This is a genomic window from Ensifer sp. ENS02 (genome assembly GCF_014851885.1).
Classification (GTDB): domain Bacteria; phylum Pseudomonadota; class Alphaproteobacteria; order Rhizobiales; family Rhizobiaceae; genus Ensifer; species Ensifer adhaerens.
This window is the reverse complement of record NZ_JACVAO010000008.1, coordinates 360,083-387,062: the sequence shown is the minus strand read 5'-3', so window position 1 is coordinate 387,062 and position 26,980 is coordinate 360,083. Positions and strand designations below refer to the sequence as shown.

Sequence of the window (26,980 nt, the reverse complement as noted above, 5' to 3'; positions counted from 1 at the left end):
AGAGACTATCGTGGAAAAAATCTTTGACCAGAGCCTCGTCGAGGCGCACCGGGCAAGGGCGCTCAGAAACGCCGATCCGAAGGCCGCTTTCCTTCTCGACATCGTTGCCGAAGAGCTCGCCGAGCGTGTCGGCGTGGTCGAGCGTCATTTTGATCGCGCACTCGAACTTCACGGCTATACCGGTGAAACGGCCCGCCAACTGATGGCGACCGGCAAGATCGACGCCATCGAGCGCGTCGAGACCGACGCCCGCTTCAGCTCGACCGAGGCGCCGGTGACGATCGCCTCGCTCGAGGAAGTTCCGGCCGAACCGGAAAGCGTCAATCTGATCGTCTCGCCGCTGTCCCTGCATCTGACCAACGATACACCGGGCGCCTTCATCCAGGTGCGGCGGGCGCTAAAGCCCGATGGGTTGTTCCTCGCCGCCATCCCGGGCAGCGGCACGCTGCAGGAGCTGCGCGAAGCGCTGCTGGCTGCAGAGGCCGAGCTGACCGGCGGCGCCAGCCCGCGCGTCATTCCCTTCGCCGATGTCCGTGACGTCGGCGCTCTGCTCCAACGCGCCGGCTTCGCCCTGCCGGTCACCGACACGGAAACCTACACGGTGCGCTACGATTCGCTGTTCGCGCTGATCCGCGACCTGCGCGCCATGGGCATGACCAGCCCGCTTTCGGCGCGCAGCCGCACGCCCGTTTCCAGGCGGTTCTTCCTCAGGGCTGCGGAGATTTACGCGGAGCGCTTCTCCGATCCGGACGGCCGCGTTCGCGCTACCTTCTCCATCATCTATCTGTCCGGCTGGGCGCCGCACGAAAGCCAGCAGAAGCCGCTGAAGCCGGGTTCAGCAAAGCAACGGCTTTCGGCAGCGCTTGGCACGAAGGAGCAGCCGCTGTAGGGCGGCATCCACCCCAGATCCGGTTTTAGTGCTTATGCGCTCGGGAACGCTGCGGCGAGCGAGTCGTAGACGTAGGTCAGGGCGTTGCCGATCTGGTTGGCCCCGAAGATTAAGCTGAGGGAGACGAGGGCGGCGATCAGCGCATACTCGATGGCGATGCCGCCGTCCGTGCCACCAAACAAGCGTTTAAGCGTTTCCATGCGTCCCCAGCCAGATTTGTGTTCAATCCGAATCGGACGCCAGCGCCAAACGGGCCGATGGCGTTCGCCTCAGCAGCCGCTCTTGCGGCCGTCGGCATCGATAATGCAAACCGCTCCGGGCATTTCCTGAAGGACGCTGCGCCGAACCGTGTAGCGCTTGGTGGTCCCCTTCGAAGGGATGGAGCCGGTGGAAATGTTGTCGTAATCGACTGGCGTATTCGCCATGATGCGCTTGTCGGTCTTGGATGACAGCATGGGCGTCAGGATCAGCGTCAGCGCGATCACCGCCGTTCCGAACAACAGCGACAGATTGAGCACACCTGTCCGGCGGGATTGATTATTCATCAGATCCTTTTCCTGAACCGTGTTCCAGAAATCGTCGTCCACCATCCCAGCCTCACAAACGCGCAAAATACGGCGAACGCAAGCGCCCTTCCCAAGCTTGGTTCCACCGCACTGCCTGAAATCGATACGCCGTTGCCAACGATACGTACCAAAACTGAATTGGAGCTATCTTTGCGCCAGGGAGATAAACGATCGATTAATAATCAATCAGATTTCGGGTAGGTTCAGAGCAAATCCATAAGAAACGGGATAAGCGGTTCGTCTGCCGGCGGCATCGGAAAATCGCGCAGGGCCTTTGGCCGGACCCACTTGATCGCCTGGCCTTCCCGCCCGATCGCAACCCCTTCATAGCGGCGGCAGACATAGAGCGGCATCAGCAGATGGAAGTCGTCATAGGTGTGGCTGGCGAAGGTCAGCGGCGCCAGGCATGCGACCTTGGTGCGGATGCCGAGTTCTTCCTCAAGCTCGCGGATCAGGGTTTCCTCCGGCGTCTCGCCGGCTTCAACCTTGCCGCCCGGAAACTCCCATAGGCCGGCAAGCGATTTCCCCTCCGGCCGCTGCGCGAGCAGGATGCGACCATCGGAATCGACAAGCGCGCAGGCCGCGACAAGCACGATCTTCTTTCCGTTGGCATCCATGGCCTCAAGCTCCCGGCGTTCGATAGATGTAGCTGTAAACCTCGGAGAAACCGGCGCCGCGATAAAGCGCCATAGCCGAGCTGTTATCCGCTTCCACCTGCAGCCAGGCCTTCTTGGCTCCGCGCAGACGCGCCCAGCGCAGGCAGACGTCGAGCATCGCCTTGCCGACGCCCCGGCCACGGACCCGCTCGTCCACGGCAAACTGCATGATGCCGGCAAGATCGTTGTCCTGGACGACGAGCGCCACGGCCGTCGGCCCCATCTCGGCATCCTCGAACAGGAAGAGGCCACTCTCCGGCTTGATCGCGTTGATGATTTCGGCCAGCGCCGCCTTGCGCTTCGGATCGCTCTTCGCAATCCCGATGCACGCATCGACGAACCGGCCGACGTCCTTGATCGGCAGGTGATCGATGCCGTCGCCGAACTCGCGCTCGACCAGGTCGACGCTCATGACCAGGCTGCGGCTGAACGCATTCCAGCCCTCGGCATCCATATGGGCGACAAGCTGCGGCGCCGTCAGCGGCGTCTGGCGCACAGTCAGCGGCCGGCCGTAGTCGGCAAAGCGCCGGGCAGCCTTTTCGAGACGGACCGGGATGTCGCGATAGTCGGACGGATCAAGCGGATTGACGGAATTCAGCCGCTTGGAATCATGGCCTGCATTGAGCCGGATCAGCCAGCTGCCATCATATTGCACGGACGCTGCCGGCCAGGCGCGGAAACCCACGGCCTCGAGACGGCGCACGTTTGGAAGATCCACCATTGCCACTTCCCCAGCTTCGGCCTGTGCCTTGCCCGCCACGTGCCGAATATCATTCGATGTCATCTTGCTACCTCTGCACGGTCTGGCGCGCCAGGCCGCTCACCATCACATAACCGGCGCCTCAGCTCCGGTAATCGCCGTTGATCTCGACATATTCCTTCGTCAGGTCGCAGGTATAGACAGTGGCCCGACCGGAACCGAGGCCGATTTCGACGCGGATCGTGATGTCCTCTTCCTTCATCACGGCCGTGGCCGCAGCTTCAGAATAGGTGGGATCGCGCTCCCCCTCGACGGCGACGCGCACGTCGCCGAACCAGATCGCCAGCCGGTCGCGCTCGGCCATTTCTCCGGACTTGCCGACGGCCATGACCACGCGGCCCCAGTTGGCGTCTTCACCGGCGACCGCCGTCTTGACGAGCGGCGAATTGGCGATCGAAAGCGCTATGCGCTTGGCGGCCGCATCATTCTCGGCGCCTTCGACAGTCACCTCGACCATCTTGCGAGCGCCTTCGCCGTCGCGCACGACCTGGAGCGCGAGATCGCGCAAAAGGTCGTTCAGTGCGGCGCGGAAGGCATTAAGACGCGGGTCGGCCGCATCGGAGATTGCCGGCTGGCCGTCGGCCGATGCCGCGCCCGTAGCGAACAGCATCAGCGTATCGGACGTCGAAGTGTCGCTGTCGACCGTGACCGAGTTGAAGGTCGGGCCGACGCCGGCCGAAAGCAGGGCCTGCAGCGCCGAAGGCGCAATGTCGGCATCCGTGACCACGAAGGAGAGCATCGTCGCCATGTCGGGCGCGATCATGCCGGCGCCCTTGGAGATGCCGTTGATCGTCACCTTGACGCCGTCGATTTCGGCGCTGCGTGTCGCTACCTTCGGATAGGTATCCGTCGTCATGATCGCCTTGGCGGCTTCGAACCAGAAGTCCTCCTTGCCGGCAACAGCCAGATCGTCGAGCACGCCGGCAAACTTGGTCGCGTCCAAGGGCTCGCCGATGACGCCGGTCGACGCCAGGAAGACTTCGCTCTCCGCGCAGCCGACAGCCTTTGCCGCCGACTTTGCCGTCAGTTCCGTCGCCTCGCGGCCCTTCTTGCCGGTGAAGGCATTGGCGTTGCCGGAGTTGACGACGACAGCGCGCGCGACACCGCCGGCAAGGTTCTTGCGGCAGAAATCGACAGGGGCCGAAGGGCACTTGGAACGGGTGAAGACACCGGCCACGACGGCCGGCCGGTCGAACACCATCATCAGCACGTCGGTGCGGTTCTTGTACTTGATGCCGGCGGCTGCGGTCGCCATGCGGACGCCGCGCACGGAGGGCATTTCGGCAAAGGTTTTCGGAGCGAGCGGAGAAACGGAGCCGGACATGGGAAACCTGCTGTGACGTGTTGGAGCCAAAGCATTTCCAAAAGAGCCTGGCGGCCTTCAGGAAATGCCTAAGAACAAGGATCCGGAGCGGTCTACAACCGAAACGGCTCCAGATCCATCTTGCGACAAATGCCCGAACGGTTTTCACCGCCGGGCATCGACAAAAAGCGGTGACAACAGGCCCTGCCAGTGGCAGGGCCCGCCGATCGAATTACTTGGCTTGTTGCGCTTCCTGCGCCTTGTTGGCCTCGTCATAGGCCTGCTTCAGCGCCGGGTCGGAAATTTCGACGCCTGCATCCTTCTTGGCTGCGGCAAGCAGCTCGACATACTTGTCACGCATGACAAGCTGACGAACCTGCTGCTCGACCTGCTCGAGCGGCGGCGGGGCCTGCGGGCGCTTGTCTTCGACCAGGATTACGTGGAAGCCGAACTGCGTCTTGACCGGGATCTTGGTGTAGGCGCCCTTCTCGAGAGCGAAGGCAGCCGTTTCGAATTCCGGCACCATGCGGCCCTTGGTGAAGTAGCCGAGGTCGCCGCCGTCGTTCTTGTTCGGATCGGTGGACTTCGCCTTGGCAAGCTCGACGAAGCTCTTGCCAGCGTCGAGTTCCTTGATGATTTCCTTGGCTTCGTCTTCCGTCTTGACCAGGATATGGCGGGCCTTCACTTCGTCCTGAACCGGAATGGCCGCGACTTCCTTGTCGTAGCGTGCCTTCACCTCTTCCTTGGTGATGGCGTCGACGACATGCTTCTTGAAGTAGGCGTTGTGAAGTTCGCGCTCGGTGAGGTACGCGACGCGCTGCTTGAAAGTGGCGTCGTCCTGCAGGCCTTCCTTCTCGGCCGTGGCGGAAAGAAGCTTAACGTCGATGATCGCCGACAGTGCTGCGGCGCGCTTCTGTTCTTCCGGCATCTGCTGCAGCTGCGGGTCGAGGCCACCCAGAGCAAGATTGAGTTCGGACTGACGCACGTCCTCGCCGCCAACCTTGGCGACCACCGGATCGGCGTCTTCCGCCCGCGCGCCACCATGTACGGCCATCGCCGCAACCAGTGCCACGGCGGCCAGGGTTTTCAACTTGGTCATGCTCACTAACCTTTCACATTGGCCTTCGGCGCAATTGCCTGCAGCTTGTAGCGGCTGCACAACACCAGAATGTGGCGGTTCTGTAGCCGTCCGGCAGTGCAATTGCGTTGACATAATTCGACCCCCCTCTTATCTGTCACGCAACCTCGCGTCCAGAACAGTTTCCGGGCGTTTCACGGCATTGCGCGGTTTTTCACGGTGCAGCCATGAGACCTCAGGCAACAGAAAAGAAAGGACCATTCGTATGGTCAGTCTCGGCGGCCTAGCCCGCAAGTTGTTTGGCTCCTCCAATGATCGCCGTGTGCGTGGCTACAAGGCCAGGGTGGATGCCATCAACGCACTTGAAGCCGATATGAAGGCCTTGTCGGATGAGGCACTCGCCGCCAAGACCGTGGAATTCCGCCAGCAGTTCGCCGACGGCAAGACGCTGGACGACCTTTTGGTACCGGCCTTTGCCGTTGCCCGCGAGGCCGCCCGCCGTGTGCTTGGCCTGCGGCCGTTCGACGTCCAGCTCATCGGCGGCATGATCCTGCATGAGCGCGCGATCGCCGAAATGAAGACCGGCGAAGGCAAGACGCTCGTCGCGACCCTTCCGGTGTACCTGAACGCGCTCGCGAGCAAAGGCGTGCACGTCGTCACCGTCAACGACTACCTCGCCCAGCGCGACGCCGGCACCATGGGCCGCGTCTACTCTTTCCTCGGCATGACCACGGGCGTCATCGTCCACGGCCTCTCCGACGAGCAGCGCCGCGACGCCTATGCCTGCGACATTACTTACGCCACCAACAACGAGCTCGGCTTCGACTATCTGCGCGACAACATGAAGTACGAGCGCGGCCAGATGGTTCAGCGCGGCCACTTCTTCGCCATCGTCGACGAAGTGGACTCGATCCTGGTCGACGAAGCGCGCACGCCGCTGATCATCTCCGGCCCGCTCGACGATCGCTCCGATCTCTACAACACGATCAACGAATTCATCCCGCTGCTTTCGCCCGAAGACTACGAGATCGACGAGAAGCAGCGCTCGGCCAACTTCTCGGAAGACGGCACGGAGAAGCTCGAGAACCTGTTGCGCGAGGCGGGTCTTCTCAAGGGTGAATCGCTCTATGACATCGAAAACGTCGCGATCGTCCACCACGTCAACAACGCGCTGAAGGCTCACAAGCTGTTCCAGCGCGACAAGGACTACATCGTCAGGAACGGCGAGATCGTCATCATCGACGAATTCACCGGCCGCATGATGCCAGGCCGCCGTTATTCCGAAGGCCAGCACCAGGCGCTCGAAGCCAAGGAAAAGGTGCAGATCCAGCCCGAGAACCAGACGCTCGCCTCGATCACCTTCCAGAACTACTTCCGCATGTATTCGAAGCTCGGCGGCATGACCGGCACGGCGTCGACCGAAGCGGAAGAATTCGGCAACATCTATGGCCTCGAAGTCATCGAGGTTCCGACCAATCTGCCGATCAAGCGTATCGACGAGGACGACGAGGTCTATCGGACGCAGGGCGAGAAGCTGACCGCCATCATCGAGGAGATCAAGTCGGCGCACGAGCGCGGCCAGCCGATGCTGGTCGGCACGACCTCGATCGAAAAATCGGAGCAGTTGGCCGACCTTCTGAAGAAGTCCGGCTTTGCCAACTTCCAGGTTCTCAACGCCCGCTACCACGAACAGGAAGCCTTCATCGTCGCCCAGGCCGGCGTGCCCGGCGCCGTCACGATCGCCACCAACATGGCCGGTCGCGGCACCGACATCCAGCTCGGCGGCAACGTCGACATGCGCATCCAGCAGGAGCTCTCGGAAGTCGAGCCCGGCCCCGAGCGCGAACAGCGCGAACAGGCGATCCGAGCCGAAGTGCAGCAGCTGAAGGAAAAAGCGCTGGCCGCCGGCGGGCTTTACGTTCTCGCTACCGAGCGCCACGAAAGCCGCCGCATCGACAACCAGCTTCGCGGCCGTTCCGGCCGTCAGGGCGACCCGGGTCGATCGAAGTTCTACCTGTCGCTCCAGGACGACCTGATGCGCATCTTCGGCTCCGACCGCATGGACGGTATGCTGCAGAAGCTGGGCCTCAAGGAAGGTGAGTCGATTATCCATCCGTGGATCAACAAGGCTCTCGAACGCGCCCAGAAGAAGGTTGAAGCCCGCAACTTCGACATCCGCAAGAACCTTCTGAAGTACGACGACGTTCTCAACGATCAGCGCAAGGTGATCTTCGAACAGCGCATCGAGCTGATGGATGCCGAAAGCGTCACCGAAACCGTGACCGACATGCGCACCGAAGTCGTCGAAGACATGGTCAGCAAGCGCATTCCCGAGAAGGCCTATGCCGAGCAGTGGGACGTCGCGGGCCTCAGGGCCGACGTGCAGCAATACCTCAATCTCGACCTGCCGATCACCGAATGGGCTGCCGAGGAAGGCATCGACGAAGCCGATATTCTCGAGCGCGTCATGACCGCTGCCGAAAAGGAAGCCGCCGACCGTGCCGAACGCTTCGGTCCGGAGATCATGCAGTATGTCGAACGCTCGGTCGTGCTGCAGACACTCGACCATCTGTGGCGCGAGCACATCGTCAACCTCGATCACCTGCGCTCGGTCATCGGCTTCCGCGGCTACGCCCAGCGCGATCCGCTGCAGGAATACAAATCCGAAGCCTTCGAGCTGTTCCAGGCCCTGCTCGGCAACCTGCGCCAGGCCGTGACCGCACAGCTCATGCGCGTCGAGCTGGTGCGCGAAGCAGCCGAAGCGCCGCAGCCGGCTCCGCCTGTCATGCATGGCCACCATATCGATCCGCTCACCGGCGAGGACGATTTCGGCGACGGCACGCTGCTGGCCGCCCCGCCAGTGCAGCGAGACGCAACCAACCCATTGTCCTGGGGCAAGGTCTCGCGCAACGAGCTCTGCCCCTGCGGTTCGGGCAAGAAGTACAAGCACTGCCACGGCATCTACGAGGCATAAGCCAGCCGCGGAATGCAGGTACTGTCTGCGCCCCCTGCCCTTCAGAAATGCCGCCTCCGGGCGGCATTTTCGTTTCCTGGAGCCTGTTTGCTAGCGATCGCATGCCCTGGCGTTGGCAATCAGGTTTTCGAGCGCGCGAATGCCGGTGCTGTTGATATGGCGGCGACCGAGCGTGGCGTTGATACGAAGTGCGAGATCTTGCGCGTCGGAAGCTTTCAGGTCGTCCAGCCGCTCGATGCCGATCTCCTGGAGATCGCCGACCATGCGCGGCCAATCGATTTCGCCTGCATAATCCGCTGCCGCTCGCTGTCCTCAATCGGCATGGTTGCCCCCATTCCTTACAACCGCGCTGCACCCTTTGTTAACGCTGTTCTGGCAGTACTGAAACCCTGTATTGCGTAATCTCAGGGTGTTCTCGTGTTCATGGCGGTATGTCAAACGGCCGGACGAATGCTGCCGTCGGCACTGAGACACCGCCTGTCCGCAATAATCGCCCGGCTTCTCCCCATCCTGACCAGTTCGGACGCCAAGAACGCCGCGCGCCGCATGGCGCTCGTCGCCTTTTCGGTTCGCATCGTCAGCGCCGCCATCGCCTTTCTGTCGCAGATCATCCTCGCGCGGCTGATGGGCGAGTTCGAATATGGCATCTTCGTCTTCGTCTGGGTGCTGGTCATCCTGTTCGGCAGCCTCTCCTGCGTCGGGTTCCACTCGGTCGTCATCCGCTTCCTGCCGGAATACCAGGCCTCGGCCGCCATGGACGAAATCCGCGGCGTGACGACGACGGTGCGCATCTTCGCGCTTTCCTCCGCCACCACGGTCGCCGTCCTCGGCCTTGCCGGCCTCTGGTTCTTTTCCGGGCACATCGAGGCCTATTACCTTGTGCCCCTCTATCTCGGCCTCTTCACCCTGCCGATGATCTCGCTGGGCGACGTCATGGACGGAACGGCGCGTGCCCATGGCTGGCCGATTGCCGCGATGAGCCCCACCTTCATCATCCGGCCGCTGCTCGTGCTCGTTTTCATGGTGCTCGCCGTCACCGCCGGCGCGCCCCACACCGCGCAAACCGCCATGATGGCAGCCATGGCCGCGGCCTATGTCACCAGTGTCTCGCAGTTTCTCGCGCTCACCTACCGTCTTCGCTCGCGCTATGTTCCGGGACCGCGACGCATCGAGCTTCGCCGTTGGCTCAAGGTCTCGATCCCCGTCTTCCTGGTCGATGGCTTCGGCTTCCTGCTGACCAATTCCGATGTGGTGATCGTCGGCCTCTACCTGGAGCCGGACGACGTCGCGATCTATTTCGCTGCCGCCAAGACCATGGCGCTTGTGCATTTCGTCATGTTCGCGGTCAAGGCAGCCGCGGGCCCGCGCGTCTCCAACGCGATGGCCCGCGATCCCGGCCAGATCCCCGGCATCGCGGTCGAAAGCGCCCGCTGGGCCTTCTGGCCGTCGCTTCTGGTCGGCGCGCTGGTGCTACTGGCAGGGCCGTTCCTGCTTTCGCTCTTCGGCCCGGCCTTCGTCACCGGGCTGCCGCTGATGATGGTGCTTTTCGCGGGCATCCTCGCCAAGGCTTTCGTCGGCCCGGCCGAAACGCTGCTGACGATGGCCGGCCAGCAGACGCTGTGCGTGGCCCTCTACGCCGGCGCGCTGGTCGTCAACATCGCACTCAACCTCAGCCTCATCCCTCTTTTCGGACTGAACGGTGCTGCTTTTGCAACCGCTGGTGCTATGTTCGTAGAGGCGATGCTGCTGCACATCGCCGTCCGGCGTACCTTCGGCTTTGCGCTCTTTGCCTTCGCAAGAGCGCGAGCCGGCAATGAAAACAACGGGGCTGTCCATCCATGATCGGCAATACCAATCTTCCGAGCGATGCAAACAGCCGGGCCGCACGGGTTCTCGGCGGACTGGCGCAGGACGGCGAAAGCGGACCGACCGCAGAGCATCTGATCGAGGTCGGACGTCCCGGACGGCATCTTGCCATCTATCCGGCAAGGGCCGGCTACGAGTTGCAACGCGAACTCGACTTTCTGTCGAACCGGGCGCTGGAGCCAAACGTCTTCTTCACCGGACGCTTCCTCGCGCCGGCCATGCCGCGCCTGGAAGAGCGCGTCATCCGGCTCGCGATCATGCGCGACAACGACGAGCGCCGCAGCCGGCTGCGCTTCCTGATGCCGTTCTCGATCGAAAAGCCCGGCTTCTCGATCGGCGCGCCGATCATTCGCGCCTGGTCGAACCCGTTCGGACCGCTGGGCGTGCCACTGCTCGACGCCGAGGATGCGGCCGAGACCATCGACAACCTGTTCGAAGCCTTTGCCGCGCCGGCAACCGGGCTGCCCTCGATCCTGGTGCTGCCCGACATGCGGCTCAACGGCAAGGTCGCCCGCCTCACCCGCGCCGTCGCCATCGGCCGCAACCTGCCTCTGACGGTGACCGACACCTTCAGCCGGCCGATGCTCGAAAGCCTGCTCGACGGCCCGACCTACCTGCGCAAGGCAATCAGCCCAGCGCATTTCCGCGAACTGCGGCGGCAGTGGAACAATCTCGAAAAAGAGGGCGAGCTCGTCTATTCGGTCGCCCGTCAGCCCGCCGACGTCCGCCTGCGCATGGAGGAATTCCTAGCGCTGGAAGCATCCGGCTGGAAGGGCAAGGCGCGCAGCGCCATGGTGCTCGACCGCTTCCGGGCCGCCTTTGCCCGCGAGGCGATCACCAATCTGGCCGACGGCGACAGCGTGCGCATCCACACGCTCGATCTCGACGGCAAGGCGATCGCCTCGATGGTCGTCTTCCTGATGTCGGGCGAGGCCTATACCTGGAAGACGGCCTATGACGAGCGCTATGCCAGGTTCTCGCCGGGCAAACTGCTTCTCGCCGAACTGACGGAATGGCATCTCGACGACGCCAACATCGCCCGCTCCGACTCCTGCGCTGTGCCGGACCACCCGATCATGAGCCGTTTCTGGCAGGAGCGCGAAGACATGGGCACGATGGTGATCGGCCTGCAGCAGACCCGAGACCGCGAAGTGCGCCAGGTGGCAGCCCAGCTCCACCTCTATCGCAACACCCGCAACATGGCGCGGATCCTGCGCGACAAGATCAAGGCGCTTGCCGGACGCTAGATCGGGATGAGGAAAAAGCGGGCGCGGTTTTCCGCCCGCATCCCGCTCCAGCCAATTCAAATCAATCGCGCGGCGGTCAAGGGACTACGACGCTTCGGAAACCTGAATCGCCCCGCGCGCTTCCGCCGCCGCCTGCTCGCGCAGGAACCGTCTGATCACCTTGCCCGAGGTCGTCAGCGGCAGGCTGTCGACGAAGGCGATCTCGCGCGGATACTCGTGCATCGAGAGCCGGGTCTTCACCCACTCGCGGATGGAGGTTGCCACACGCGCGTCGCCAACAACGCCCGGCCGTAGCACGACATAGGCCTTGACGATCTCGGTGCGCACCGGATCGGGCTTGCCGACAGCGGCGGCCAATTGCACGTCCGGATGGCCGGCGAGGCAATCCTCGATCTCGCCCGGGCCGATGCGATAGCCCGACGAGGTGATGACGTCGTCGTCACGCCCGAAGAAGGTGAAATAGCCCTCCTCGTCCATCACGCCCTGATCGCCTGTCGTCATCCAGTCGCCGATGAACTTCTTCTCCGTCGCCGCCGCGTTGCCCCAGTAGCCGAGGAACATCACCGGGTCCGGCCGCTTCACCGCCACCTGCCCGACGCTGCCGGCCGGCAGTTCGCGGCCTTCGCCGTCGATGATCGCCACCCGGTGGCCGGGTGCGGCCTTCCCCATCGACCCCGGCTTGACGACGCCGAGATCGGCGGCTGACGAGATGACGATGTTGCACTCGGTCTGGCCGTAGAACTCGCTGACCTCGAGACCGAGCGCCGCCTTTGCCCATTCATAGGTCTCGCGGCCGAGGGACTCGCCAGCCGAGCCGATGGTTCGGAGATTAAGCCGATAGCGCTCGCGCGGATTCTCGACCGCCTTCATCAGCCTGAGCGCCGTCGGCGGAATGAAGGCGTTGCGCACGTCCATTTCTTCCAGGATGCGAAAGGCAGTATGCGGGTCGAACTTCTGCGCCGGCGACGACACGACGGGTACGCCGTGCAGCAGCGACGGTAACAGCGCGTTGAGCAGCCCGCCCGCCCAGGCCCAGTCGGCCGGCGTCCACATGCGGTCACCCGGCTTCGGCAGAAAGTGATGGTGAAACTCGAAGCCCGGCAGATGCCCGAGCAGCACCCGGTGCCCGTGCAGTGCCCCCTTCGGCGGCCCTGTCGTGCCTGACGTGTAGATCATCAAGGCCGGATCGTCGGGGCCGGTATCGGCCGCAACAAAGCCAGAGGGATCACCCGACGCCAAGTCAGAGAAGACAATCGTGCCCGGACGCGGCTGATCATCCGCCAGCACCACCAGCCGCAAGTCAGGCAGCCGCTCACGGATCGCCGCGATGCGTTCATAGCCAAAGCCGTTGGTGATGACAGCCGCCACGCCGGCGTCGCGCAGCCGGTATTCGAGCGCCTCGACGCCGAAGAGCAGCGCCAGCGGCAGCGCGATGGCACCGTGCTTGTAGATCGCTGCATGGGCAATCGCCGTCTCGAACCCCTGCGGCAACAGGATCGCCACCCGTTCGCCGGGCATGATACCCTCCCCCGTCAGCCCCTTGGCAAAGGCCGAGGATTGCCGGGCGAATTGACGATAGGTCAGCGATTGATGCGCACCGCCAGGATCGAAATGCTGGAGACAGACACGCTCCGGCGCCCGCTCAGCCCAGGCGTCGCTGACGGCAACGCCGATATTGAACTTTTCCGGAATCGGCCAGCGGAAGGCGCGGTAGAGTTCGTCGTAGGTCTCTATTCTCGGTAACATGACGCTGCCATGACAGTTTTCTTGCTGCAGCGCACCTAACACCTTCGCAAGCGACAGTTCAATGACTGCGGCGGCGTTCAGGCATGTCGGACGATGGATGTGAAGAAAGTGTATGTGGTGGTGCCCCATGCCGGGGTCGAACCAGCACTCCTTTCGGAACTCGATTTTGAGTCGAGCGCGTCTACCAATTCCGCCAATGGGGCTCAGGGAAGTGCGATATCAGCGGCTCGGATTTACACGAAGGATTTCGCCGTGGTCAACCATCATTTTCAGGATGCACGACCAACAATCACGAAAGCGTGCGGGCCGCTCACAGCCGCTGCGATTTACAGCGCGCACGATCCTGCCTAAGAAGGCGCCATCCAGTTTGCACTGCGGCATCCCTCGGTTTCGAGCTGCCGCCCGCGAGGTATAGATGATCGACGCCGCCACCCAATCCCGCCAGAATTTGCTGATCGCCGTTATCGTAACACTCGGCATGGCGACGACCGTGGGCGGCGCGCTCGGCTTCGAGCATGTCGGTGGCTATATTCCCTGCGCGCTCTGCCTGTTGCAGCGCGATCCCTACTACTGGGGCATCCCGGTCGGTGTTTTGGCAATCGCCACGAGCGCGTTCAAACTGCCGGCGTGGACGACACGCACGCTGCTTCTCATCGTCGGCATCCTGATGCTGGTCGGCGCCGGCATGGGCGTCTATCACTCGGGCGCCGAATGGGGCTTCTGGGAAGGACCGTCCACCTGCGCCACGACCGCGCAAGGGATTTCGTCGAATGTCGGTGATCTGCTGGGCGATCTCGATTCCAAGCATGGCCCGTCCTGCACCGAAGCCTCCTTGCGGGTGCTCGGGCTCTCCTTTGCCGGATGGAATGTGATCGCCAGCCTCATCCTCGCAGCAATCGCCTTGCGCGGTGCGGCAAAGGCGCGCTGATCCCAGATCGCTCTCGGGAAACAGGCAACGCCCCGACAAGGGGGTTCGCGAGCGCACGCACCTCTCCTGACCCCGCTTTGGGCTTAGATCCGGCAAGAAGGCACGAACAGCGTCAGGGCTGCAGTTCGACGTCCCAGTAGAGATAGTCCATCCAGCTTTCATGCAGATGGTTCGGCGGGAAGAGCCGGCCGTTGTTGTGCAGGTCCTGCACCGTCGGCTGGAAAGGCCTCTGGTGCGGGAACATGCCGGCTTGCTTCGGCAGCTTGCTGCCCTTGCGTAGATTGCAGGGCGAGCAGGCTGCGACGACATTGTCCCAGGTCGTCTGGCCGCCGTGAGCGCGGGGCACCACGTGATCGAAGGTGAGATCGTCGGGCGAACCGCAATACTGGCATTCGAATTTATCGCGCAGGAACACGTTGAACCGGGTGAAGGCCGGGTGGCGTGAGGGCTGCACGTAGCTCTTGAGGCAAACAACGCTCGGCAGTCGCATCGAGAAGCTCGGAGACGACACCGAATGTTCGTACTCGGCAAGGATATTTACACGGTCAAGGAAAACGGCCTTGATCGCGTCCTGCCAGGACCAAAGCGACAAGGGGTAGTAACTCAGCGGCCTATAGTCAGCGTTCAAGACGAGCGCCGGCAAGGCCTGTGGTGAGACTGCAATCGTCAAGCGTATTCTCCTGATCGATTCGGCATCTGCACCTTCTATATTAGGCCCGTTGCAACAGGATTGTGAAGCCGGAAACAAAAATGCGTGCGCTGGATTCGCTTTTTCCTTCAAGGTGTCACAGGAACAGCATCACGACGCATTTCCTGTGAATAATAGGCCCAGAAGAGGCGTGCGGCGACGCTGCGCCAGGGCGACCACGAAGCGGCGAGCGAATCAATTTCACGTGCGCTCGGGCGCAGTTCGAGGCCCAGTCCGTGACCGATCGCGTTTTGCAGCGCGACGTCGCCGGAGGGAAAGACATCCGGATGACCGGCGCAGAAGAGCAGATAGACTTCCGCCGTCCAGCGCCCCACCCCCTTGATCGCCGTCAGCTCCCGGATCGCCTCCGATCCTTCGATGTTGCAGATCGCGTCGAGATCGATCTGGCCGCGGACGACCACCTCGGCCACGCGCCTCAGCGCCTCGGCTTTCGCCCGCGACAGCCCGATCGCTCGGCAATCCTCGTCGCTCAGCGAATTGACGCCTGCCGCCGTGACCTCGCCGAGCTTTTCTTCCATGCGCCGCCAGATCGCAGCCGCACTTGCCTTCGAGACCATTTGCGAGACGATGATGCTGGCAAGGCCGCGATAGCCGGGATCGGTGCGCCGGAGCGGCACCGGGCCGGCTCTCGCAACGACGTGCCCGAGGCGCGCATCGAGCATCACCAGGCCTGACAGCCCGGCCTCGATATCCTCATGTGTCCGGATGATCCGCATGACGCCTCCACAAAGCGGATGATTTTTATACCCCTTCCATGGCAAAGGGAAAGCATGCCTGACACGCCACCCGTTTTCCGTTTTGCCCCGAGCCCCAACGGGCTGCTCCATCTCGGCCACGCGCTTTCCGCGGTGCTGAACCATGACATGGCGAAGGCCGCGAACGGGCGTTTCCTGCTGCGCATCGAGGATATCGACCAGACCCGCTGCCGCCCGGAATTCGAGGCGGCGATCTTCGAAGACCTTGCCTGGCTCGGCCTCGACTGGGAGCGCCCGGTGCGCCGGCAATCGGAACATCTCGACGCCTACGCGTCGGCGCTTCAACGGCTGGACATGCTGGGTGTCATCTACCCCTCGGTCATGACCCGCGGCGAAATCAAGGCCGCCGTTGCCGATGCGGAAGCCGGCGGCCAGACCTGGCCGCGCGATCCGGACGGCAGCCCGCTCTATCCCGGCCGCGAGCGCGAATTGCCCCAAACCGAGCGCGCGGCTCTCACCGCGAGCGGCAAGGCCTATGCCTGGCGGCTCGACATGGAGAAGGCCATCGCGCTTTTGGGAAAAGACCACCTGAGCTGGGCCGAGAGCGGCCATGGTCCTGAGGACGAAACCGGCACCATCATCGCCGACCCCGCCGCCTGGGGCGACGTAATCCTGTCGCGCTCCGATGCGCCGTCAAGCTACCATCTATCCGTCGTCGTCGACGACGCGTTGCAGGGCATCACCCATGTGGTGCGCGGCCGCGACCTCTATCATGCGACATCCGTGCATCGGCTGCTGCAGCGGCTTCTCGATCTGCCGGAACCGCTCTATCACCATCACCGGCTGATCCTCGGGCCGGATGGGCGCAAGCTGTCGAAGAGCAACCAGGATACCGGCATCGCCGCTTTCCGCGCCGCCGGTCGCACGGCGGAGGAAATCCGCGCGCTAATCGGCTAGGTCCTGCTCCTCGCGGGCCGCGTCGTTGCCATTGCGCAGCTGGAAGCTGCGCCGCACCATGCTCTTGACCCTGTATTTGAGGATCGCCGCATTGATCTCGGCGCCGATGATGAAGATTGCAGCGATCATGTATAGAAACACCAGCACGATCATGATCGACGCCAGGCCAGCATAGGTAGACACATAGGTGGCGAAGGTCGCGAGGTACGAAGCAAAGGCATAAGCGCCGATCGTCCAGCAAACGAGCGTCAGCGCGATGCCCGGCAAAACGTCGATCACTTTACGGTGCCCATCCGGCAGCCAGAGATGGGACACGAGCAATCCGCTGGTCAGCACGACGAGAGCGAGCGGCAGGCTCCAGTTGTCGACGGTCGCAAGCACGCCACCAAGCCAGGGGAGCCACTGTCCGGCATAACGCACCGCCAGGGGCACGGCGACGAGCAGAATGCTGAGTGCGGCCAGGATCAGGACGCCGGCAAGCACGAAGCCGAGGCTCGCAAGCCGAGTGACGTACCAGTAGCGGCTCTCGGTCACTCGATAGGCGCGATTGAGCGAGACGCGCAGCGCCTCGACGCCGTTGGAGGCGAAATAGGCGGCGGCCAGCACCGAAACGGTCAAGAGCCCACCGCGCGGGATCGTCAGCACCCGCACGATTTCGTCGGCGATGGGCTTGGCGATCGATTCCGGCCAGGCATCGAAAATCAGATGCACCGCCGTTTCGGCAAACTGGTCGGCCCCGAGAAAGCTGCCGAGCGCCGTGCCGAAAATCAGGAAGGGAAAGACGGCGAGCAGCGACGACAGCGCCACATGGCTCGCCATCGCCCAACCGTCGTCGAGGCTGAAGTGCCAGAGCGCATCGAACACGACTTTCCAGGTGATGCGTATAAACGCTGGCATTCCATTCCAATCCTACGAGGCGCCGGGACTACCCGATCAGTACGTCCGTCTCGGCGCCGTTTCCTTGGCTTCGCATGACCCCAACGGCGACAACGCTGGCGGGTTCCGGCTTGCGCAATTCAATTGTATCCCGCCGATGAATATGGGAAACCGAGGCAGGATTTCTACAGGATTCGACCGGATGACGGATCGCCCCACAATCATTGTCACCGGATGCTCCTCCGGAATCGGCGCCCATTGCGCACGCGCGCTTCATGCCGACGGCTGGCGGGTCTTTGCGACCGTGCGCCGGGAAGAGGACCGGCAATCGCTTGAAAGCGAGGGCATCGAGACCTTTCTGATGGACTACACCAAGCCGGAGAGCATCGCTGCCCTGGCCGATACGGTGCTGGCGCTTTCCGGCGGGCGCATCGACGCGCTGTTCAACAACGGCGCCTATGGCCAGGCGGGTGCGGTCGAGGATCTGCCGACCGAGGCGCTGAGGCTCCAGCTCGAGACCAACGTGATTGGCTGGCACGACCTGACGCGGCGGGTGATCCCCGCGATGCGGGCGCGCGGCAGCGGCCGCATCGTGCAGTGCTCCTCCATCCTCGGCATCGTGCCCTATCGCTGGCGCGGCGCCTACAACGCCTCCAAGTTTGCGATCGAGGGCCTGTCCCTCACCCTCAAGATGGAGCTGGCCGGCAGCGGTATCGAGGTGAGCCTGATCGAGCCAGGGCCGATCACATCGAAATTCACCGCCAATGCCGTCACCTATATCGAGCGCTTCATCGACCTCAAGAATTCGGTGCACCGCGTCGAATACGAGCGGCAGATGCGACGCCTGAAAGGCGAAAGCAAACCCGCGGCCGGAAAGCTCGGCCCGGAGGCGGTTTATGCGGTTTTGAAGCACGCACTGACAGCAAAGAAACCGAAACCGCACTATATTGTAACAAGGCCAGCCAGACAGGGCGCGCTTCTGAAGAAGCTCCTGCCGGCGGCACTGTTTTATCGCATCATCGGCCGACTTGGCTGAAGCAGAATTGCAAGGAAGAGTTCGATGTCCAGCTTCTTTACCGGCTTGACCCTGTTCGTCATGGGCCTGGTCGTGATCGTTTTGATCCGCGGCCTCGTGAACATGGCAAAGGGTGGCAACGGCAACACGTCCAACAAGTTGATGCAGGCGCGTGTGCTGTTGCAGGCAATCGCGATCGTGCTCATCATGGTGACCCTTTGGATCACCGGCGGCGGCCGTCCGACCTGACGCAAATTCCGAACGGACAACCGTTCCACACCGTTCCTGAAATTGCGCTAGAGGACTGCGTCCGCCCATGGTGAAGCTCAACAAGATCTATACCCGGACGGGTGACAACGGCACCACCGGGCTCGTCTCCGGCCCGCGCCGGCTGAAGAGCGATCTGCGCGTCGATGCTTATGGCGCAGTGGACGAAACCAATGCCTTCGTCGGCCTGGCTCGGCAGCATACGGCCGGCAACGTCGATCTCGACGCCGCACTGATGCGGATCCAGAACGATCTCTTCGATCTCGGCGCGGATCTCGCAACACCCGACACCGGCGAGCCGCCGCAATACGAACCGCTGCGCATCGTCGCAGCGCAGGTGACCTGGCTCGAAACCGAAATCGACCGGCTGAATACCGAACTTGATCCCTTGCGCTCCTTCGTACTTCCGGCCGGAAGCCCCGCCTCCGCAGCCCTCCACGTCGCCCGCACGGTCGCACGCCGTGCGGAACGCCAGGTGGTGGCCCTTGCCCAGATCGAGGGTGAAGTCGTCAGCACGGAAGCCATCGCCTATATCAATCGCCTGTCGGATTTCCTGTTCGTCGCGGCGCGCTTTGCAAATGACAAAGGTCAAGCCGACGTCCTTTGGATTCCCGGAAAAAACAGATAACGTCGGCTCGCGCATCGTCGCGCCCGATCGAGATTCGGCGGGAGAAACGGGCAATAACCTGTGCTTCGGGAGACCGCATGTTCATACCGCTTCACGATACGAACACCCTGAAGCACATCAAGGTCCAGTACGTCACGATCAGTCTGATCGTCATCAACATTGCCGTCTGGCTGATCACCGGACCGATTGCCTCCGAGCAATTCGCCAACGCCGCGCTGCTGGGCTTCGGCTATATCCCGGCGCTCATTTTCGACTACGCGCAGCTTGATCCCTCGCTCGTCGTCGTCCCCGACGGCTTCACCTTCGTCACCTATTCCTTCCTGCACGGCGACTTCATGCACCTCGCCATGAACATGCTGTTCCTCTGGGTGTTCGGCGACAATGTCGAGGATGCGCTCGGGCACTTCCGCTATCTCGCCTTCTATCTTCTCTGCGCGGCTGCAGGCGCACTTGCGCATGGGCTTCTCGACCCGGCCTCCGAGGCGCCGTTGATCGGCGCATCGGGCGCAATCTCCGGCGTCGTTGCCGCCTATTTCCTGCTGCACCCGAAGGTGCGCGTCTGGGTGCTTGTCTTCTTCCGCATCCCGCTGCCCTTGCCCGCGGCCATCCCGCTTGCCTTCTGGATAGGCCAGCAGTTCTTCATGCTGGTCGTCGATCCCGGCAGCGGCGTGTCCTGGAGCGCCCATGTCGGCGGCATCGTCGCGGGCCTGGTTCTGGTTGTCATTTTGCGACGCCGCGATGTGCCGCTTTTCGACCGCACGATCGTCACGCCGCGCGCCGTCCGGCACAAGGCCGAACCGGTCACCGCAAGCCAACAGCCGTCGTCAGATGCGACAAGACCGCCCATTCCCTGGGGACGCCAGACCGGATCCTGACACCGGCAATCGCCAGCCTTCAGCGAGGATGATCCGTTATTTCAATGGCTTGCCTGAAGCGCGCCCGGCCCTGCCGGGACAGTGCTGCATCAGGCCCCAAGCCACTTGCCATCGATCGTTCTTACGTGTACGTAAACGTAATTCCAATTCTCGGGATTATATCGATTTAGCGCCATGCACAGCGATTGTAATTGGAGAAAAAACGCGTATCGATGTCGCCAACCGACAATCAGGCGGCTCCGTTAAGGCGCATTTTCCTGCGAAAGCTCTTGGAGGGAAGAATCCATGAAAATACTTGTGACGGTGAAACGGGTCGTTGACTACAACGTCAAGATCCGGGTGAAGGCAGACGGTTCGGGCGTCGAACTTGCGAACGTGAAGATGTCGATGAACCCGTTCGACGAAATCTCGGTCGAAGAGGCGCTCAGGCTGAAGGAAGCCGGCAAGGCCGAGGAAGTCGTCGTCGTTTCCGTTGGTCCGGCCAAGGCCGAAGAGACGCTGCGCACGGCGCTTGCCATGGGGGCCGACCGCGCCATCCTGGTTGAGACCGAAGACCAGGTCGAGCCGCTCGCTGTCGCCAAGATCGTCAAGGGCGTGGCCGAGGCTGAACAGCCGGGCCTGATCATCGTCGGCAAGCAGGCAATCGACGACGATTCGAACCAGACCGGCCAGATGCTGTCCGCGCTGCTCGGCTGGGCGCAAGGCACCTTTGCCTCCAAGGTCGAGATCGGCGATGGCAAGGCAACCGTGACCCGCGAAGTCGACGGCGGTCTGCAGACCATCGACATCAAGCTGCCGGCCGTCGTCACCACCGACCTGCGTTTGAACGAGCCGCGCTACGCCTCGCTGCCGAACATCATGAAGGCCAAGAAGAAGCCGCTCGACAAGAAGTCGCCGGCCGACTTCGGCGTCGACACCGCCGCCCGCCTCAAGGTGCTGAAGACCGAGGAGCCGTCGGGCCGCAAGGCCGGCATCAAGGTCAAGTCGGTCGCCGAGCTCGTCGAAAAGCTTAAAGTCGAAGCCGGCGTCCTCTGATTTAAGGAAGGGAGATTTTATCATGGCCATTCTTCTTCTGGCTGACCACGACAGCAACCACCTTTCCGACCAGACCGCCAAGGCGCTGAGCGCGGCCTCGAAAATCGCCAGTGGGACTGGAGCCGATGTGCATGTGCTGGTCGCCGGTGCCGGCGCCAAGGTTGCAGCCGAGCAGGCCGCCAAGCTTGCGGGCGTTGCCAAGGTGCTCGTTGCCGACGACGCCTCGCTTGCCAACAACCTTGCCGAGCCGCTCGCTGCCCTGATCGTCTCGCTCGCTGGCAGCTACGACACGATCGTGAGCGCCGCCACCTCGGTCGGCAAGAACGTGATGCCGCGCGTTGCAGCGCTGCTCGACGTTTCCCAGGTGTCCGAAATCATCGAGGTCGTCTCGGCCGATACCTTCAAGCGTCCGATCTATGCCGGCAACGCCATCCAGACGGTGCAGACGACCGAAGCCAAGCGCGTCATCACCGTGCGCACCGCCTCCTTCGCGTCCGCCCCTGAAGGCGGTTCGGCCGCGATCGAGAGCGTCTCGGCTGCCGCCAACCCCGGCGTTTCCTCCTTCGTCGCCGACGCCCTGTCGTCGTCCGACCGTCCGGAGCTGACGTCTGCCAAGATCATCATCTCCGGCGGCCGCGCGCTCGGTTCTTCCGAGAAGTTCCAGGAAGTGATCCTGCCGGTTGCCGACAAGCTCGGTGCTGCCGTCGGTGCTTCGCGCGCTGCGGTCGACGCCGGTTACGCTCCGAACGACTGGCAGGTCGGCCAGACCGGCAAGGTCGTTGCGCCCGATCTCTACATCGCCTGCGGCATCTCCGGTGCCATCCAGCACCTCGCCGGCATGAAGGACTCGAAGGTCATCGTCGCCATCAACAAGGACGAAGAGGCGCCGATCTTCCAGGTCGCCGACTACGGCCTGGTTGCCGATCTCTTCGACGCTCTGCCGGAGTTGCAGAAGGCGCTGTAAGCCCAAATCGATGCCACCCTCCGCACCCATGAAAAGGGCTGGCAAAAGCGGGGACTTGGCATTAACAATCTACCGGGCCGGCCAAACCGGCCCGGTTTGCGTGTCTGATGGCGGCCTTGCCGCCAACCTTTGAAGATGGATGTTCGCCGCGATGATCAAGACGGTCGGAATTATTGGTGCCGGGCAAATGGGCTGTGGCATCGCACATGTTTCGGCAATCGCCGGATACAAGGTGCAGATCTACGATCTGGCCGCCGAACGGATCGAAGCGGGCCTTGCAACCGTCAACGGCAACCTTGCCCGTCAGGTCTCCTCCGGCAAGATGACCGACGAGGCCCGCAAGGCAGCCCTTGCCCTGATCAAGGGCTCTTCCGATATCAACGACCTGTCCCAGGCCGATCTTGTGATTGAAGCCGTCACCGAAGACGAAACGATCAAGCGCAAGATCTACGGTCAGGTTTGTCCGATCCTGAAGCCGGAAGCGATTCTCGCGACGAATACTTCGTCCTTGTCGATCACGCGCCTGGCCTCCGCCACCGATCGCCCCGAGCACTTCATGGGCATCCACTTCATGAACCCTGTTCCGGTGATGAAGCTGGTCGAGCTCGTGCGCGGCATCGCCACGGACGAACAGACCTTCAAGACCGCCAAGGAATTCGTCGCGACGCTCGACAAGACCGTGACGGTCGCCGAAGATTTTCCGGCCTTCATCGTCAACCGCATTCTGCTGCCGATGATCAACGAGGCGATCTATACGCTTTATGAAGGCGTCGGCAGTGTCGAGGCGATCGATACCGCCATGAAGCTCGGCGCCAACCATCCCATGGGCCCGCTGCAGCTTGCCGACTTCATCGGCCTCGACACCTGCCTGTCGATCATGCAGGTGCTCTATGACGGCCTGGCGGACTCGAAGTATCGCCCCTGCCCGCTGCTGGTGAAATATGTCGAAGCCGGCTGGCTCGGCCGCAAGTCCGGACGTGGCTTCTACGACTATCGCGGCGAAGTGCCAGTTCCCACCCGCTAATTCCGTCAGCATTTGACAAGAAAAACCCGGCGATCCGCCGGGTTTTTCTTTGTCCAGATCTAGTCTCCTTCAGCTTCCCGCAGCAGGAGCAAGCGCCGCGCTGATCAGCGCCTTGGCGTCGTCGCTGTCCCAGGCGGCCGGCCCGTTCATCGAGCCGATCAGGCAGCCCTTGTCGTCGAGCAGCAAGGTTGCCGGCAGGCCGAAGGCCAGGCCTTCCTTCTTCATGTTGTTGAACACGCCCATCGAGGCGTCGCGATAATAGCCAAGCTCGTGCACGGCCGTCTCGTCGAGGAAAGCCTTCGGCTTCTCGTCGTCGCCGACGTCGATGTTGATCGCCACCACTTCGAACTTGTCGCTGCCGAGCGACTTCTGCAGGGCGTTCAAGGCCGGCATTTCCTCGCGGCAGGGAACGCACCACGTCGCCCAGAGATTGACGAGCAGCGTCTTGCCGGCAAAGGCCGAGACATTGGTCGGCTTGCCGTCCGGACCGTTGAAATCAAGCGCGATCGGCCGCGGCGACGACGCCGGCGACATCGCGGCGACCTGCCCCTTCATGAAGGGTGTCAGCGCAGCGACCTTGGCCGAGGTCAGCGGGCAACTGGCGGAGGCCGTTTCGGTTGCCTCACCATTGCCAGACCCGGTCTCCTTCACGTATACCGCTGCCGCACCGACGATCACGCCGAACAGGGCGGCGAGCGCGAACAGTTTCACGGCCGGGGGGGATTTCTTCTGGTCGGGCATTTCATTCTCCAAGGCGGGCATTCTTCATGGCTGACGGCAATTCCGAGACGAAATCCTCCAACCAGATGTGGGGCGGTCGCTTTGCCTCGGGTCCGGACGCGATCATGGAGGAAATAAATGCCTCGATCGGCTTCGACAAGAAGCTCTATGCCCAGGACATCCGCGGCTCAATAGCGCATGCGACGATGCTGGCGCATCAAGGCATCATTTCGGCCGACGACAAAGACAAGATCGTTCACGGCCTGAACACGATCCTGTCAGAGATCGAAAGTGGTGCGTTCGAGTTCTCACGCCGCCTCGAAGACATCCACATGAACATCGAGGCCCGGCTCGCGACCCTGATCGGTCCGGCTGCCGGCCGCCTCCACACCGCCCGCTCGCGCAACGATCAGGTGGCGCTCGACTTCCGCCTCTGGGTCAAGGAAGAGCTGCAGCGCACCGAGAAAGCGCTGACGGCGCTGATCGCCGCCTTCCTCGACCGCGCCGAGGAACATGCCGATACCGTCATGCCCGGCTTCACCCATCTGCAGACCGCGCAGCCCGTCACCTTCGGCCATCACTGCATGGCCTATGTCGAGATGTTCGGCCGCGACCGCTCGCGCGTGCGTCACGCCATCGAGCACATGGACGAGAGCCCGATCGGCGCCGCCGCCCTTGCCGGCACCGGATTCCCGATCGACCGTCACATGACCGCCAAGGCGCTCGGCTTTGCCGGCCCGACCCGCAACTCGATCGACACGGTATCGGACCGCGACTTCGCGCTCGAATTCCTGTCGATGGCCTCGATCACTGCCACGCACCTGTCGCGGCTGGCCGAAGAGATCGTCATCTGGTCGACGCCGCAGTTCGGCTTCATCCGCCTGTCGGATGCATTTTCGACCGGCTCCTCGATCATGCCGCAGAAGAAGAATCCCGACGCCGCTGAACTGGTGCGCGCCAAGACCGGCCGCATCAACGGTTCGTTGATCGCGCTGCTCACGGTCATGAAGGGTCTGCCGCTCGCCTATTCCAAGGACATGCAGGAAGACAAGGAACAGGTCTTCGACTCAGCCGAAAGCCTCGAGCTGGCGATCGCCGCCATGACCGGCATGGTTCGTGACATGACCATCCGTAGCGATCGCATGAAGGCCGCCGCCGGCTCCGGCTATTCGACCGCGACCGACCTTGCCGACTGGTTGGTGCGTGAGGCAGGCCTGCCCTTCCGCGACGCCCACCATGTGACCGGCCGCGCCGTGGCGCTTGCTGAACAGAAGGGCTGCGACCTCGCGGATCTTTCGCTTGCCGACCTGCAGTCGATCCACGCCGACATCACCGAGAAGGTCTTCGATGTCCTGACGGTCGAAGCCTCCGTGGCCAGCCGTACCTCCTTCGGCGGCACGGCGCCCAACGAGGTTCGCAAGCAGATCGCCTGGTGGCGCGCCCGCAACTAAGACATCTGCTCCCAAGCCCGCTGCGGGCGGCTCTTCGCCCGCAGAAACAGGGTGCACAAGTGCCTGAAAAATCGGTAAGACATCGCACCTGCATCAGTTCCCGCGAAGGAAAATCACGATGACATTCACGAAGGCGGCCCGGCTTGCACTTCTGCTGGCGATCCCCGGGCTGGTTCTTGTCGGTTGTGGACGCAAGGGCGACCTCGATCGCCCCGGCTCGACCGCGCCGATCAACACCAAGGCGCCGGCAGGAACTGTCGAGCAGAAGGAAAAAGCAGACGAGCGTTCGTTCCTGCTCGATCCCCTCCTCTAGTAGAAATTACGCAATTCCGAACGGAAGCCGCTTCGCACTTTCCTGGAATTGCTCAAAGCCGAGCTGCGTGACGTGAACCATTTTCAATACCGCGACGGAATTCTCTACGCCGAAGATGTGCCGGTGACCGATATCGCCCGCGCCGTCGGCACGCCCTTCTACTGCTACTCGACCGCCACGCTCGAGCGCCACTACACGGTGTTCTCCAAGGCTTTCGCCGATGTGGATGCGATGGTCTGCTATGCGATGAAGGCCAATTCGAACCAGGCGGTGCTGAAGACGCTCGGCCGCCTCGGCGCCGGCGTCGACGTGGTCTCTGGCGGTGAGCTGCGCCGGGCGCTGGCGGCCGGCATCCCGGCCAACCGCATCATGTTCTCCGGCGTCGGCAAGACGCCGCTGGAAATGGATCTCGCACTGGAAGCCGGCATCTACTGCTTCAACGTCGAGTCCGAGCCGGAACTTGAGGTCCTTAACCAGCGCGCCGTTCGTGCCGGCAAGCGCGCCCATGTGTCCTTCCGCATCAACCCTGATGTTGACGCGAAGACCCATTCCAAGATTTCCACGGGCAAGAAGGAAAACAAGTTCGGCATTTCCTGGGAGCGCGCCCGTGCGGTCTACGCCCATGCCGCAACGCTGCCCGGCATTGAGGTGACCGGCATCGACATGCATATCGGCAGCCAGATCACCGAACTGCAGCCCTTCGACGACGCCTTCAAGCTGCTGCGCGAACTGGTCGATACCCTGCGCTCCGACGGCCACTCGATCGATCACGTCGACATCGGCGGCGGCCTCGGCATTCCCTACAAGGACGACAACAATCCGCCCCCGCTGCCGGACGCCTATGCGGAAATCGTCAAGAGCCAGTTGCAGTCGCTCGGCTGCAAGATCGTCACCGAACCGGGCCGGCTGATCGTCGGCAATGCCGGCATTCTTGTGACCGAAGTCATCTACGTGAAGGACGGTGGCGACAAGACCTTCGTCATCGTCGACGGTGCGATGAACGATCTCATCCGCCCGACCCTCTATGAGGCCTATCACGAGATCCGCCCGGTCCGCATTTCCGCCGCCAACGCGCCGCGCATCCGCGCCGACGTCGTGGGCCCGGTCTGCGAAACCGGCGACTATCTGGCGCTCGACCGCGAGATGGCGATGCCGAAGCCTGGCGATCTCTTTGCCATCAGCTCGGCCGGCGCCTACGGCGCCGTGCAGGCCAGCACCTACAATTCACGCCTCCTGATCCCGGAAGTTCTGGTCAAGGGCGACCGTTTCCACGTCGTTCGCCCGCGCCAGGACTATGACGCGTTGATCGGTCTCGATTCGGTGCCGGACTGGCTCGACTGACCCGTCCGGGCGCGACAACGACAATCTGTGGATCGGCCGCCCGGCCGATCACGATTGTGTTTGCGCCCTCGTCTTCGCCACAAACGATGGTATCCTG

At 62.8% G+C, this 26,980-nt stretch carries 28 protein-coding genes and 1 tRNA gene; 16 read left to right on the top strand and 13 right to left on the bottom strand.

Annotated features, from left to right (window positions below; all coding sequences use genetic code 11):
* Positions 1-10: 10 nt before the first annotated feature.
* Entirely contained in the window at positions 11-889 is an 879-nt protein-coding gene (locus tag IB262_RS19400; protein WP_112976497.1) for a methyltransferase domain-containing protein, read from the top strand.
* Positions 890-921: 32 nt separating this feature from the next.
* Here the strand turns inward: IB262_RS19400 and IB262_RS19395 are convergent, their stop codons facing one another.
* The 6 genes from IB262_RS19395 to IB262_RS19370 all read right to left on the bottom strand — a co-directional run bounded on the left by IB262_RS19395 (position 922) and on the right by IB262_RS19370 (position 5,273).
* The gene (locus IB262_RS19395; protein WP_112976498.1) at positions 922-1,089 is read right to left on the bottom strand and encodes a Flp family type IVb pilin; all 168 of its coding nucleotides are present in this window, start codon (positions 1,087-1,089) and stop codon (positions 922-924) included.
* Between the two features lie 69 nt (positions 1,090-1,158).
* Positions 1,159-1,479: a hypothetical protein gene (locus tag IB262_RS19390; protein ID WP_034797725.1), complete on the bottom strand. Its 321-nt coding sequence runs from the start codon at positions 1,477-1,479 to the stop codon at positions 1,159-1,161.
* A gap of 179 nt (positions 1,480-1,658) precedes the next feature.
* On the bottom strand, positions 1,659-2,072 hold the full coding sequence (gene mutT, locus IB262_RS19385) for an 8-oxo-dGTP diphosphatase MutT (protein WP_060518377.1): 414 nt from the start codon (positions 2,070-2,072) through the stop codon (positions 1,659-1,661).
* Positions 2,073-2,076: 4 nt separating this feature from the next.
* Positions 2,077-2,832, bottom strand: coding sequence for a GNAT family N-acetyltransferase (locus IB262_RS19380; protein WP_246802666.1), 756 nt, complete (start codon positions 2,830-2,832; stop codon positions 2,077-2,079).
* A gap of 121 nt (positions 2,833-2,953) precedes the next feature.
* Positions 2,954-4,195 carry a bifunctional glutamate N-acetyltransferase/amino-acid acetyltransferase ArgJ gene (gene argJ / locus IB262_RS19375; RefSeq protein ID WP_034797731.1) on the bottom strand — a complete coding sequence of 414 codons (1,242 nt, stop codon included), beginning with the start codon at positions 4,193-4,195 and terminating at the stop codon, positions 2,954-2,956.
* A 211-nt stretch (positions 4,196-4,406) separates the two neighbouring features.
* Positions 4,407-5,273 carry a peptidylprolyl isomerase gene (locus IB262_RS19370; protein ID WP_112976500.1) on the bottom strand — a complete coding sequence of 289 codons (867 nt, stop codon included), beginning with the start codon at positions 5,271-5,273 and terminating at the stop codon, positions 4,407-4,409.
* Between the two features lie 244 nt (positions 5,274-5,517).
* Between IB262_RS19370 and secA the strand changes: the two genes are divergently transcribed.
* Positions 5,518-8,226, top strand: a complete 2,709-nt coding sequence (secA, locus tag IB262_RS19365; RefSeq protein ID WP_112976501.1) for a preprotein translocase subunit SecA — start codon at positions 5,518-5,520, stop codon at positions 8,224-8,226.
* A 90-nt stretch (positions 8,227-8,316) separates the two neighbouring features.
* Here the strand turns inward: secA and IB262_RS19360 are convergent, their stop codons facing one another.
* Entirely contained in the window at positions 8,317-8,490 is a 174-nt protein-coding gene (locus IB262_RS19360; RefSeq protein ID WP_162728827.1) for a hypothetical protein, read from the bottom strand.
* A 186-nt stretch (positions 8,491-8,676) separates the two neighbouring features.
* Between IB262_RS19360 and IB262_RS19355 the strand changes: the two genes are divergently transcribed.
* On the top strand, positions 8,677-10,068 hold the full coding sequence (locus IB262_RS19355; protein ID WP_162728829.1) for a lipopolysaccharide biosynthesis protein: 1,392 nt from the start codon (positions 8,677-8,679) through the stop codon (positions 10,066-10,068).
* Positions 10,065-11,339, top strand: a complete 1,275-nt coding sequence (locus IB262_RS19350; protein WP_034797746.1) for a GNAT family N-acetyltransferase — start codon at positions 10,065-10,067, stop codon at positions 11,337-11,339. The genes IB262_RS19355 and IB262_RS19350 overlap by 4 nt, the downstream gene beginning before the upstream one ends.
* Positions 11,340-11,423: 84 nt before the next feature.
* Here the strand turns inward: IB262_RS19350 and IB262_RS19345 are convergent, their stop codons facing one another.
* Positions 11,424-13,085, bottom strand: coding sequence for an AMP-binding protein (locus IB262_RS19345; protein WP_192493739.1), 1,662 nt, complete (start codon positions 13,083-13,085; stop codon positions 11,424-11,426).
* 118 nt (positions 13,086-13,203) lie between these two features.
* A tRNA-Leu gene (locus IB262_RS19340) sits at positions 13,204-13,288 on the bottom strand.
* A 212-nt stretch (positions 13,289-13,500) separates the two neighbouring features.
* Here IB262_RS19340 and IB262_RS19335 point away from each other — a divergent pair.
* Positions 13,501-14,013: a disulfide bond formation protein B gene (locus IB262_RS19335; RefSeq protein WP_112977420.1), complete on the top strand. Its 513-nt coding sequence runs from the start codon at positions 13,501-13,503 to the stop codon at positions 14,011-14,013.
* A gap of 112 nt (positions 14,014-14,125) precedes the next feature.
* Here the strand turns inward: IB262_RS19335 and IB262_RS19330 are convergent, their stop codons facing one another.
* Together IB262_RS19330 and IB262_RS19325 are read right to left on the bottom strand one after the other, a co-directional pair.
* Entirely contained in the window at positions 14,126-14,683 is a 558-nt protein-coding gene (locus IB262_RS19330; protein ID WP_034797858.1) for an HNH endonuclease, read from the bottom strand.
* Between the two features lie 107 nt (positions 14,684-14,790).
* Positions 14,791-15,438, bottom strand: a complete 648-nt coding sequence (locus tag IB262_RS19325; protein WP_112977421.1) for a DNA-3-methyladenine glycosylase — start codon at positions 15,436-15,438, stop codon at positions 14,791-14,793.
* Between the two features lie 54 nt (positions 15,439-15,492).
* Here IB262_RS19325 and gluQRS point away from each other — a divergent pair, with 54 nt between their 5' ends.
* On the top strand, positions 15,493-16,374 hold the full coding sequence (gene gluQRS, locus IB262_RS19320) for a tRNA glutamyl-Q(34) synthetase GluQRS (RefSeq protein WP_246802665.1): 882 nt from the start codon (positions 15,493-15,495) through the stop codon (positions 16,372-16,374).
* On the opposite strand, the gene IB262_RS19315 is transcribed toward gluQRS, so the two are convergent.
* Positions 16,363-17,271, bottom strand: coding sequence for a YihY/virulence factor BrkB family protein (locus tag IB262_RS19315; RefSeq protein ID WP_034797861.1), 909 nt, complete (start codon positions 17,269-17,271; stop codon positions 16,363-16,365). The genes gluQRS and IB262_RS19315 overlap by 12 nt on opposite strands.
* A 181-nt stretch (positions 17,272-17,452) precedes the next feature.
* Here IB262_RS19315 and IB262_RS19310 point away from each other — a divergent pair, with 181 nt between their 5' ends.
* The 7 genes from IB262_RS19310 to IB262_RS19280 all read left to right on the top strand — a co-directional run bounded on the left by IB262_RS19310 (position 17,453) and on the right by IB262_RS19280 (position 23,058).
* Positions 17,453-18,286 carry an SDR family oxidoreductase gene (locus tag IB262_RS19310; RefSeq protein WP_060584426.1) on the top strand — a complete coding sequence of 278 codons (834 nt, stop codon included), beginning with the start codon at positions 17,453-17,455 and terminating at the stop codon, positions 18,284-18,286.
* 24 nt (positions 18,287-18,310) lie between these two features.
* A complete protein-coding gene (locus tag IB262_RS19305; protein ID WP_112977422.1) occupies positions 18,311-18,514 on the top strand; it encodes a twin transmembrane helix small protein in 204 nt (67 codons plus the stop codon).
* A gap of 67 nt (positions 18,515-18,581) precedes the next feature.
* Positions 18,582-19,160 (top strand): cob(I)yrinic acid a,c-diamide adenosyltransferase, encoded by a 579-nt coding sequence (locus tag IB262_RS19300; protein WP_034797864.1) that lies wholly within the window; start codon positions 18,582-18,584, stop codon positions 19,158-19,160.
* Positions 19,161-19,237: 77 nt separating this feature from the next.
* Entirely contained in the window at positions 19,238-20,035 is a 798-nt protein-coding gene (locus tag IB262_RS19295; protein ID WP_060518493.1) for a rhomboid family intramembrane serine protease, read from the top strand.
* A 285-nt stretch (positions 20,036-20,320) separates the two neighbouring features.
* The gene (locus IB262_RS19290; protein WP_064817059.1) at positions 20,321-21,070 is read left to right on the top strand and encodes an electron transfer flavoprotein subunit beta/FixA family protein; all 750 of its coding nucleotides are present in this window, start codon (positions 20,321-20,323) and stop codon (positions 21,068-21,070) included.
* 22 nt (positions 21,071-21,092) lie between these two features.
* The gene (locus tag IB262_RS19285) at positions 21,093-22,034 is read left to right on the top strand and encodes an electron transfer flavoprotein subunit alpha/FixB family protein (protein WP_192493738.1); all 942 of its coding nucleotides are present in this window, start codon (positions 21,093-21,095) and stop codon (positions 22,032-22,034) included.
* 151 nt (positions 22,035-22,185) lie between these two features.
* Positions 22,186-23,058, top strand: coding sequence for a 3-hydroxybutyryl-CoA dehydrogenase (locus IB262_RS19280; RefSeq protein ID WP_034806743.1), 873 nt, complete (start codon positions 22,186-22,188; stop codon positions 23,056-23,058).
* Between the two features lie 69 nt (positions 23,059-23,127).
* Here the strand turns inward: IB262_RS19280 and IB262_RS19275 are convergent, their stop codons facing one another.
* Positions 23,128-23,799, bottom strand: a complete 672-nt coding sequence (locus IB262_RS19275; RefSeq protein WP_034806622.1) for a TlpA disulfide reductase family protein — start codon at positions 23,797-23,799, stop codon at positions 23,128-23,130.
* 26 nt (positions 23,800-23,825) lie between these two features.
* Between IB262_RS19275 and argH the strand changes: the two genes are divergently transcribed.
* From argH to lysA, 3 genes are all read left to right on the top strand, one after another.
* Complete coding sequence (gene argH / locus IB262_RS19270) at positions 23,826-25,229, top strand: argininosuccinate lyase (protein WP_034806619.1); 1,404 nt, start codon at positions 23,826-23,828, stop codon at positions 25,227-25,229.
* 118 nt (positions 25,230-25,347) lie between these two features.
* Positions 25,348-25,542 carry a lipoprotein gene (locus IB262_RS19265; RefSeq protein ID WP_034806616.1) on the top strand — a complete coding sequence of 65 codons (195 nt, stop codon included), beginning with the start codon at positions 25,348-25,350 and terminating at the stop codon, positions 25,540-25,542.
* 72 nt (positions 25,543-25,614) lie between these two features.
* A complete protein-coding gene (lysA, locus tag IB262_RS19260; protein ID WP_034806740.1) occupies positions 25,615-26,883 on the top strand; it encodes a diaminopimelate decarboxylase in 1,269 nt (422 codons plus the stop codon).
* Positions 26,884-26,980: the final 97 nt, after the last annotated feature.

What these genes read in the sequence shown, in the direction of transcription:
- IB262_RS19335 (WP_112977420.1), top strand. Translation starts at nt 13,501, where the DNA reads ATGATCGACGCCGCCACCCAATCCCGCCAGAATTTGCTGATCGCCGTT.
- argJ (WP_034797731.1), bottom strand. Translation starts at nt 4,195, where the DNA reads ATGTCCGGCTCCGTTTCTCCGCTCGCTCCGAAAACCTTTGCCGAAATG.
- IB262_RS19300 (WP_034797864.1), top strand. Translation starts at nt 18,582, where the DNA reads ATGGTGAAGCTCAACAAGATCTATACCCGGACGGGTGACAACGGCACC.
- IB262_RS19360 (WP_162728827.1), bottom strand. Translation starts at nt 8,490, where the DNA reads ATGGTCGGCGATCTCCAGGAGATCGGCATCGAGCGGCTGGACGACCTG.
- IB262_RS19395 (WP_112976498.1), bottom strand. Translation starts at nt 1,089, where the DNA reads ATGGAAACGCTTAAACGCTTGTTTGGTGGCACGGACGGCGGCATCGCC.
- IB262_RS19310 (WP_060584426.1), top strand. Translation starts at nt 17,453, where the DNA reads ATGACGGATCGCCCCACAATCATTGTCACCGGATGCTCCTCCGGAATC.
- IB262_RS19355 (WP_162728829.1), top strand. Translation starts at nt 8,677, where the DNA reads ATGCTGCCGTCGGCACTGAGACACCGCCTGTCCGCAATAATCGCCCGG.
- IB262_RS19370 (WP_112976500.1), bottom strand. Translation starts at nt 5,273, where the DNA reads ATGACCAAGTTGAAAACCCTGGCCGCCGTGGCACTGGTTGCGGCGATG.
- secA (WP_112976501.1), top strand. Translation starts at nt 5,518, where the DNA reads ATGGTCAGTCTCGGCGGCCTAGCCCGCAAGTTGTTTGGCTCCTCCAAT.
- IB262_RS19285 (WP_192493738.1), top strand. Translation starts at nt 21,093, where the DNA reads ATGGCCATTCTTCTTCTGGCTGACCACGACAGCAACCACCTTTCCGAC.
- IB262_RS19390 (WP_034797725.1), bottom strand. Translation starts at nt 1,479, where the DNA reads ATGGTGGACGACGATTTCTGGAACACGGTTCAGGAAAAGGATCTGATG.
- argH (WP_034806619.1), top strand. Translation starts at nt 23,826, where the DNA reads ATGGCTGACGGCAATTCCGAGACGAAATCCTCCAACCAGATGTGGGGC.
- mutT (WP_060518377.1), bottom strand. Translation starts at nt 2,072, where the DNA reads ATGGATGCCAACGGAAAGAAGATCGTGCTTGTCGCGGCCTGCGCGCTT.
- IB262_RS19290 (WP_064817059.1), top strand. Translation starts at nt 20,321, where the DNA reads ATGAAAATACTTGTGACGGTGAAACGGGTCGTTGACTACAACGTCAAG.
- IB262_RS19275 (WP_034806622.1), bottom strand. Translation starts at nt 23,799, where the DNA reads ATGCCCGACCAGAAGAAATCCCCCCCGGCCGTGAAACTGTTCGCGCTC.
- IB262_RS19350 (WP_034797746.1), top strand. Translation starts at nt 10,065, where the DNA reads ATGATCGGCAATACCAATCTTCCGAGCGATGCAAACAGCCGGGCCGCA.
- IB262_RS19305 (WP_112977422.1), top strand. Translation starts at nt 18,311, where the DNA reads ATGTCCAGCTTCTTTACCGGCTTGACCCTGTTCGTCATGGGCCTGGTC.
- IB262_RS19380 (WP_246802666.1), bottom strand. Translation starts at nt 2,832, where the DNA reads ATGGTGGATCTTCCAAACGTGCGCCGTCTCGAGGCCGTGGGTTTCCGC.
- IB262_RS19325 (WP_112977421.1), bottom strand. Translation starts at nt 15,438, where the DNA reads ATGCGGATCATCCGGACACATGAGGATATCGAGGCCGGGCTGTCAGGC.
- IB262_RS19345 (WP_192493739.1), bottom strand. Translation starts at nt 13,085, where the DNA reads ATGTTACCGAGAATAGAGACCTACGACGAACTCTACCGCGCCTTCCGC.
- gluQRS (WP_246802665.1), top strand. Translation starts at nt 15,493, where the DNA reads ATGCCTGACACGCCACCCGTTTTCCGTTTTGCCCCGAGCCCCAACGGG.
- IB262_RS19295 (WP_060518493.1), top strand. Translation starts at nt 19,238, where the DNA reads ATGTTCATACCGCTTCACGATACGAACACCCTGAAGCACATCAAGGTC.
- IB262_RS19315 (WP_034797861.1), bottom strand. Translation starts at nt 17,271, where the DNA reads ATGCCAGCGTTTATACGCATCACCTGGAAAGTCGTGTTCGATGCGCTC.
- IB262_RS19280 (WP_034806743.1), top strand. Translation starts at nt 22,186, where the DNA reads ATGATCAAGACGGTCGGAATTATTGGTGCCGGGCAAATGGGCTGTGGC.
- IB262_RS19265 (WP_034806616.1), top strand. Translation starts at nt 25,348, where the DNA reads ATGACATTCACGAAGGCGGCCCGGCTTGCACTTCTGCTGGCGATCCCC.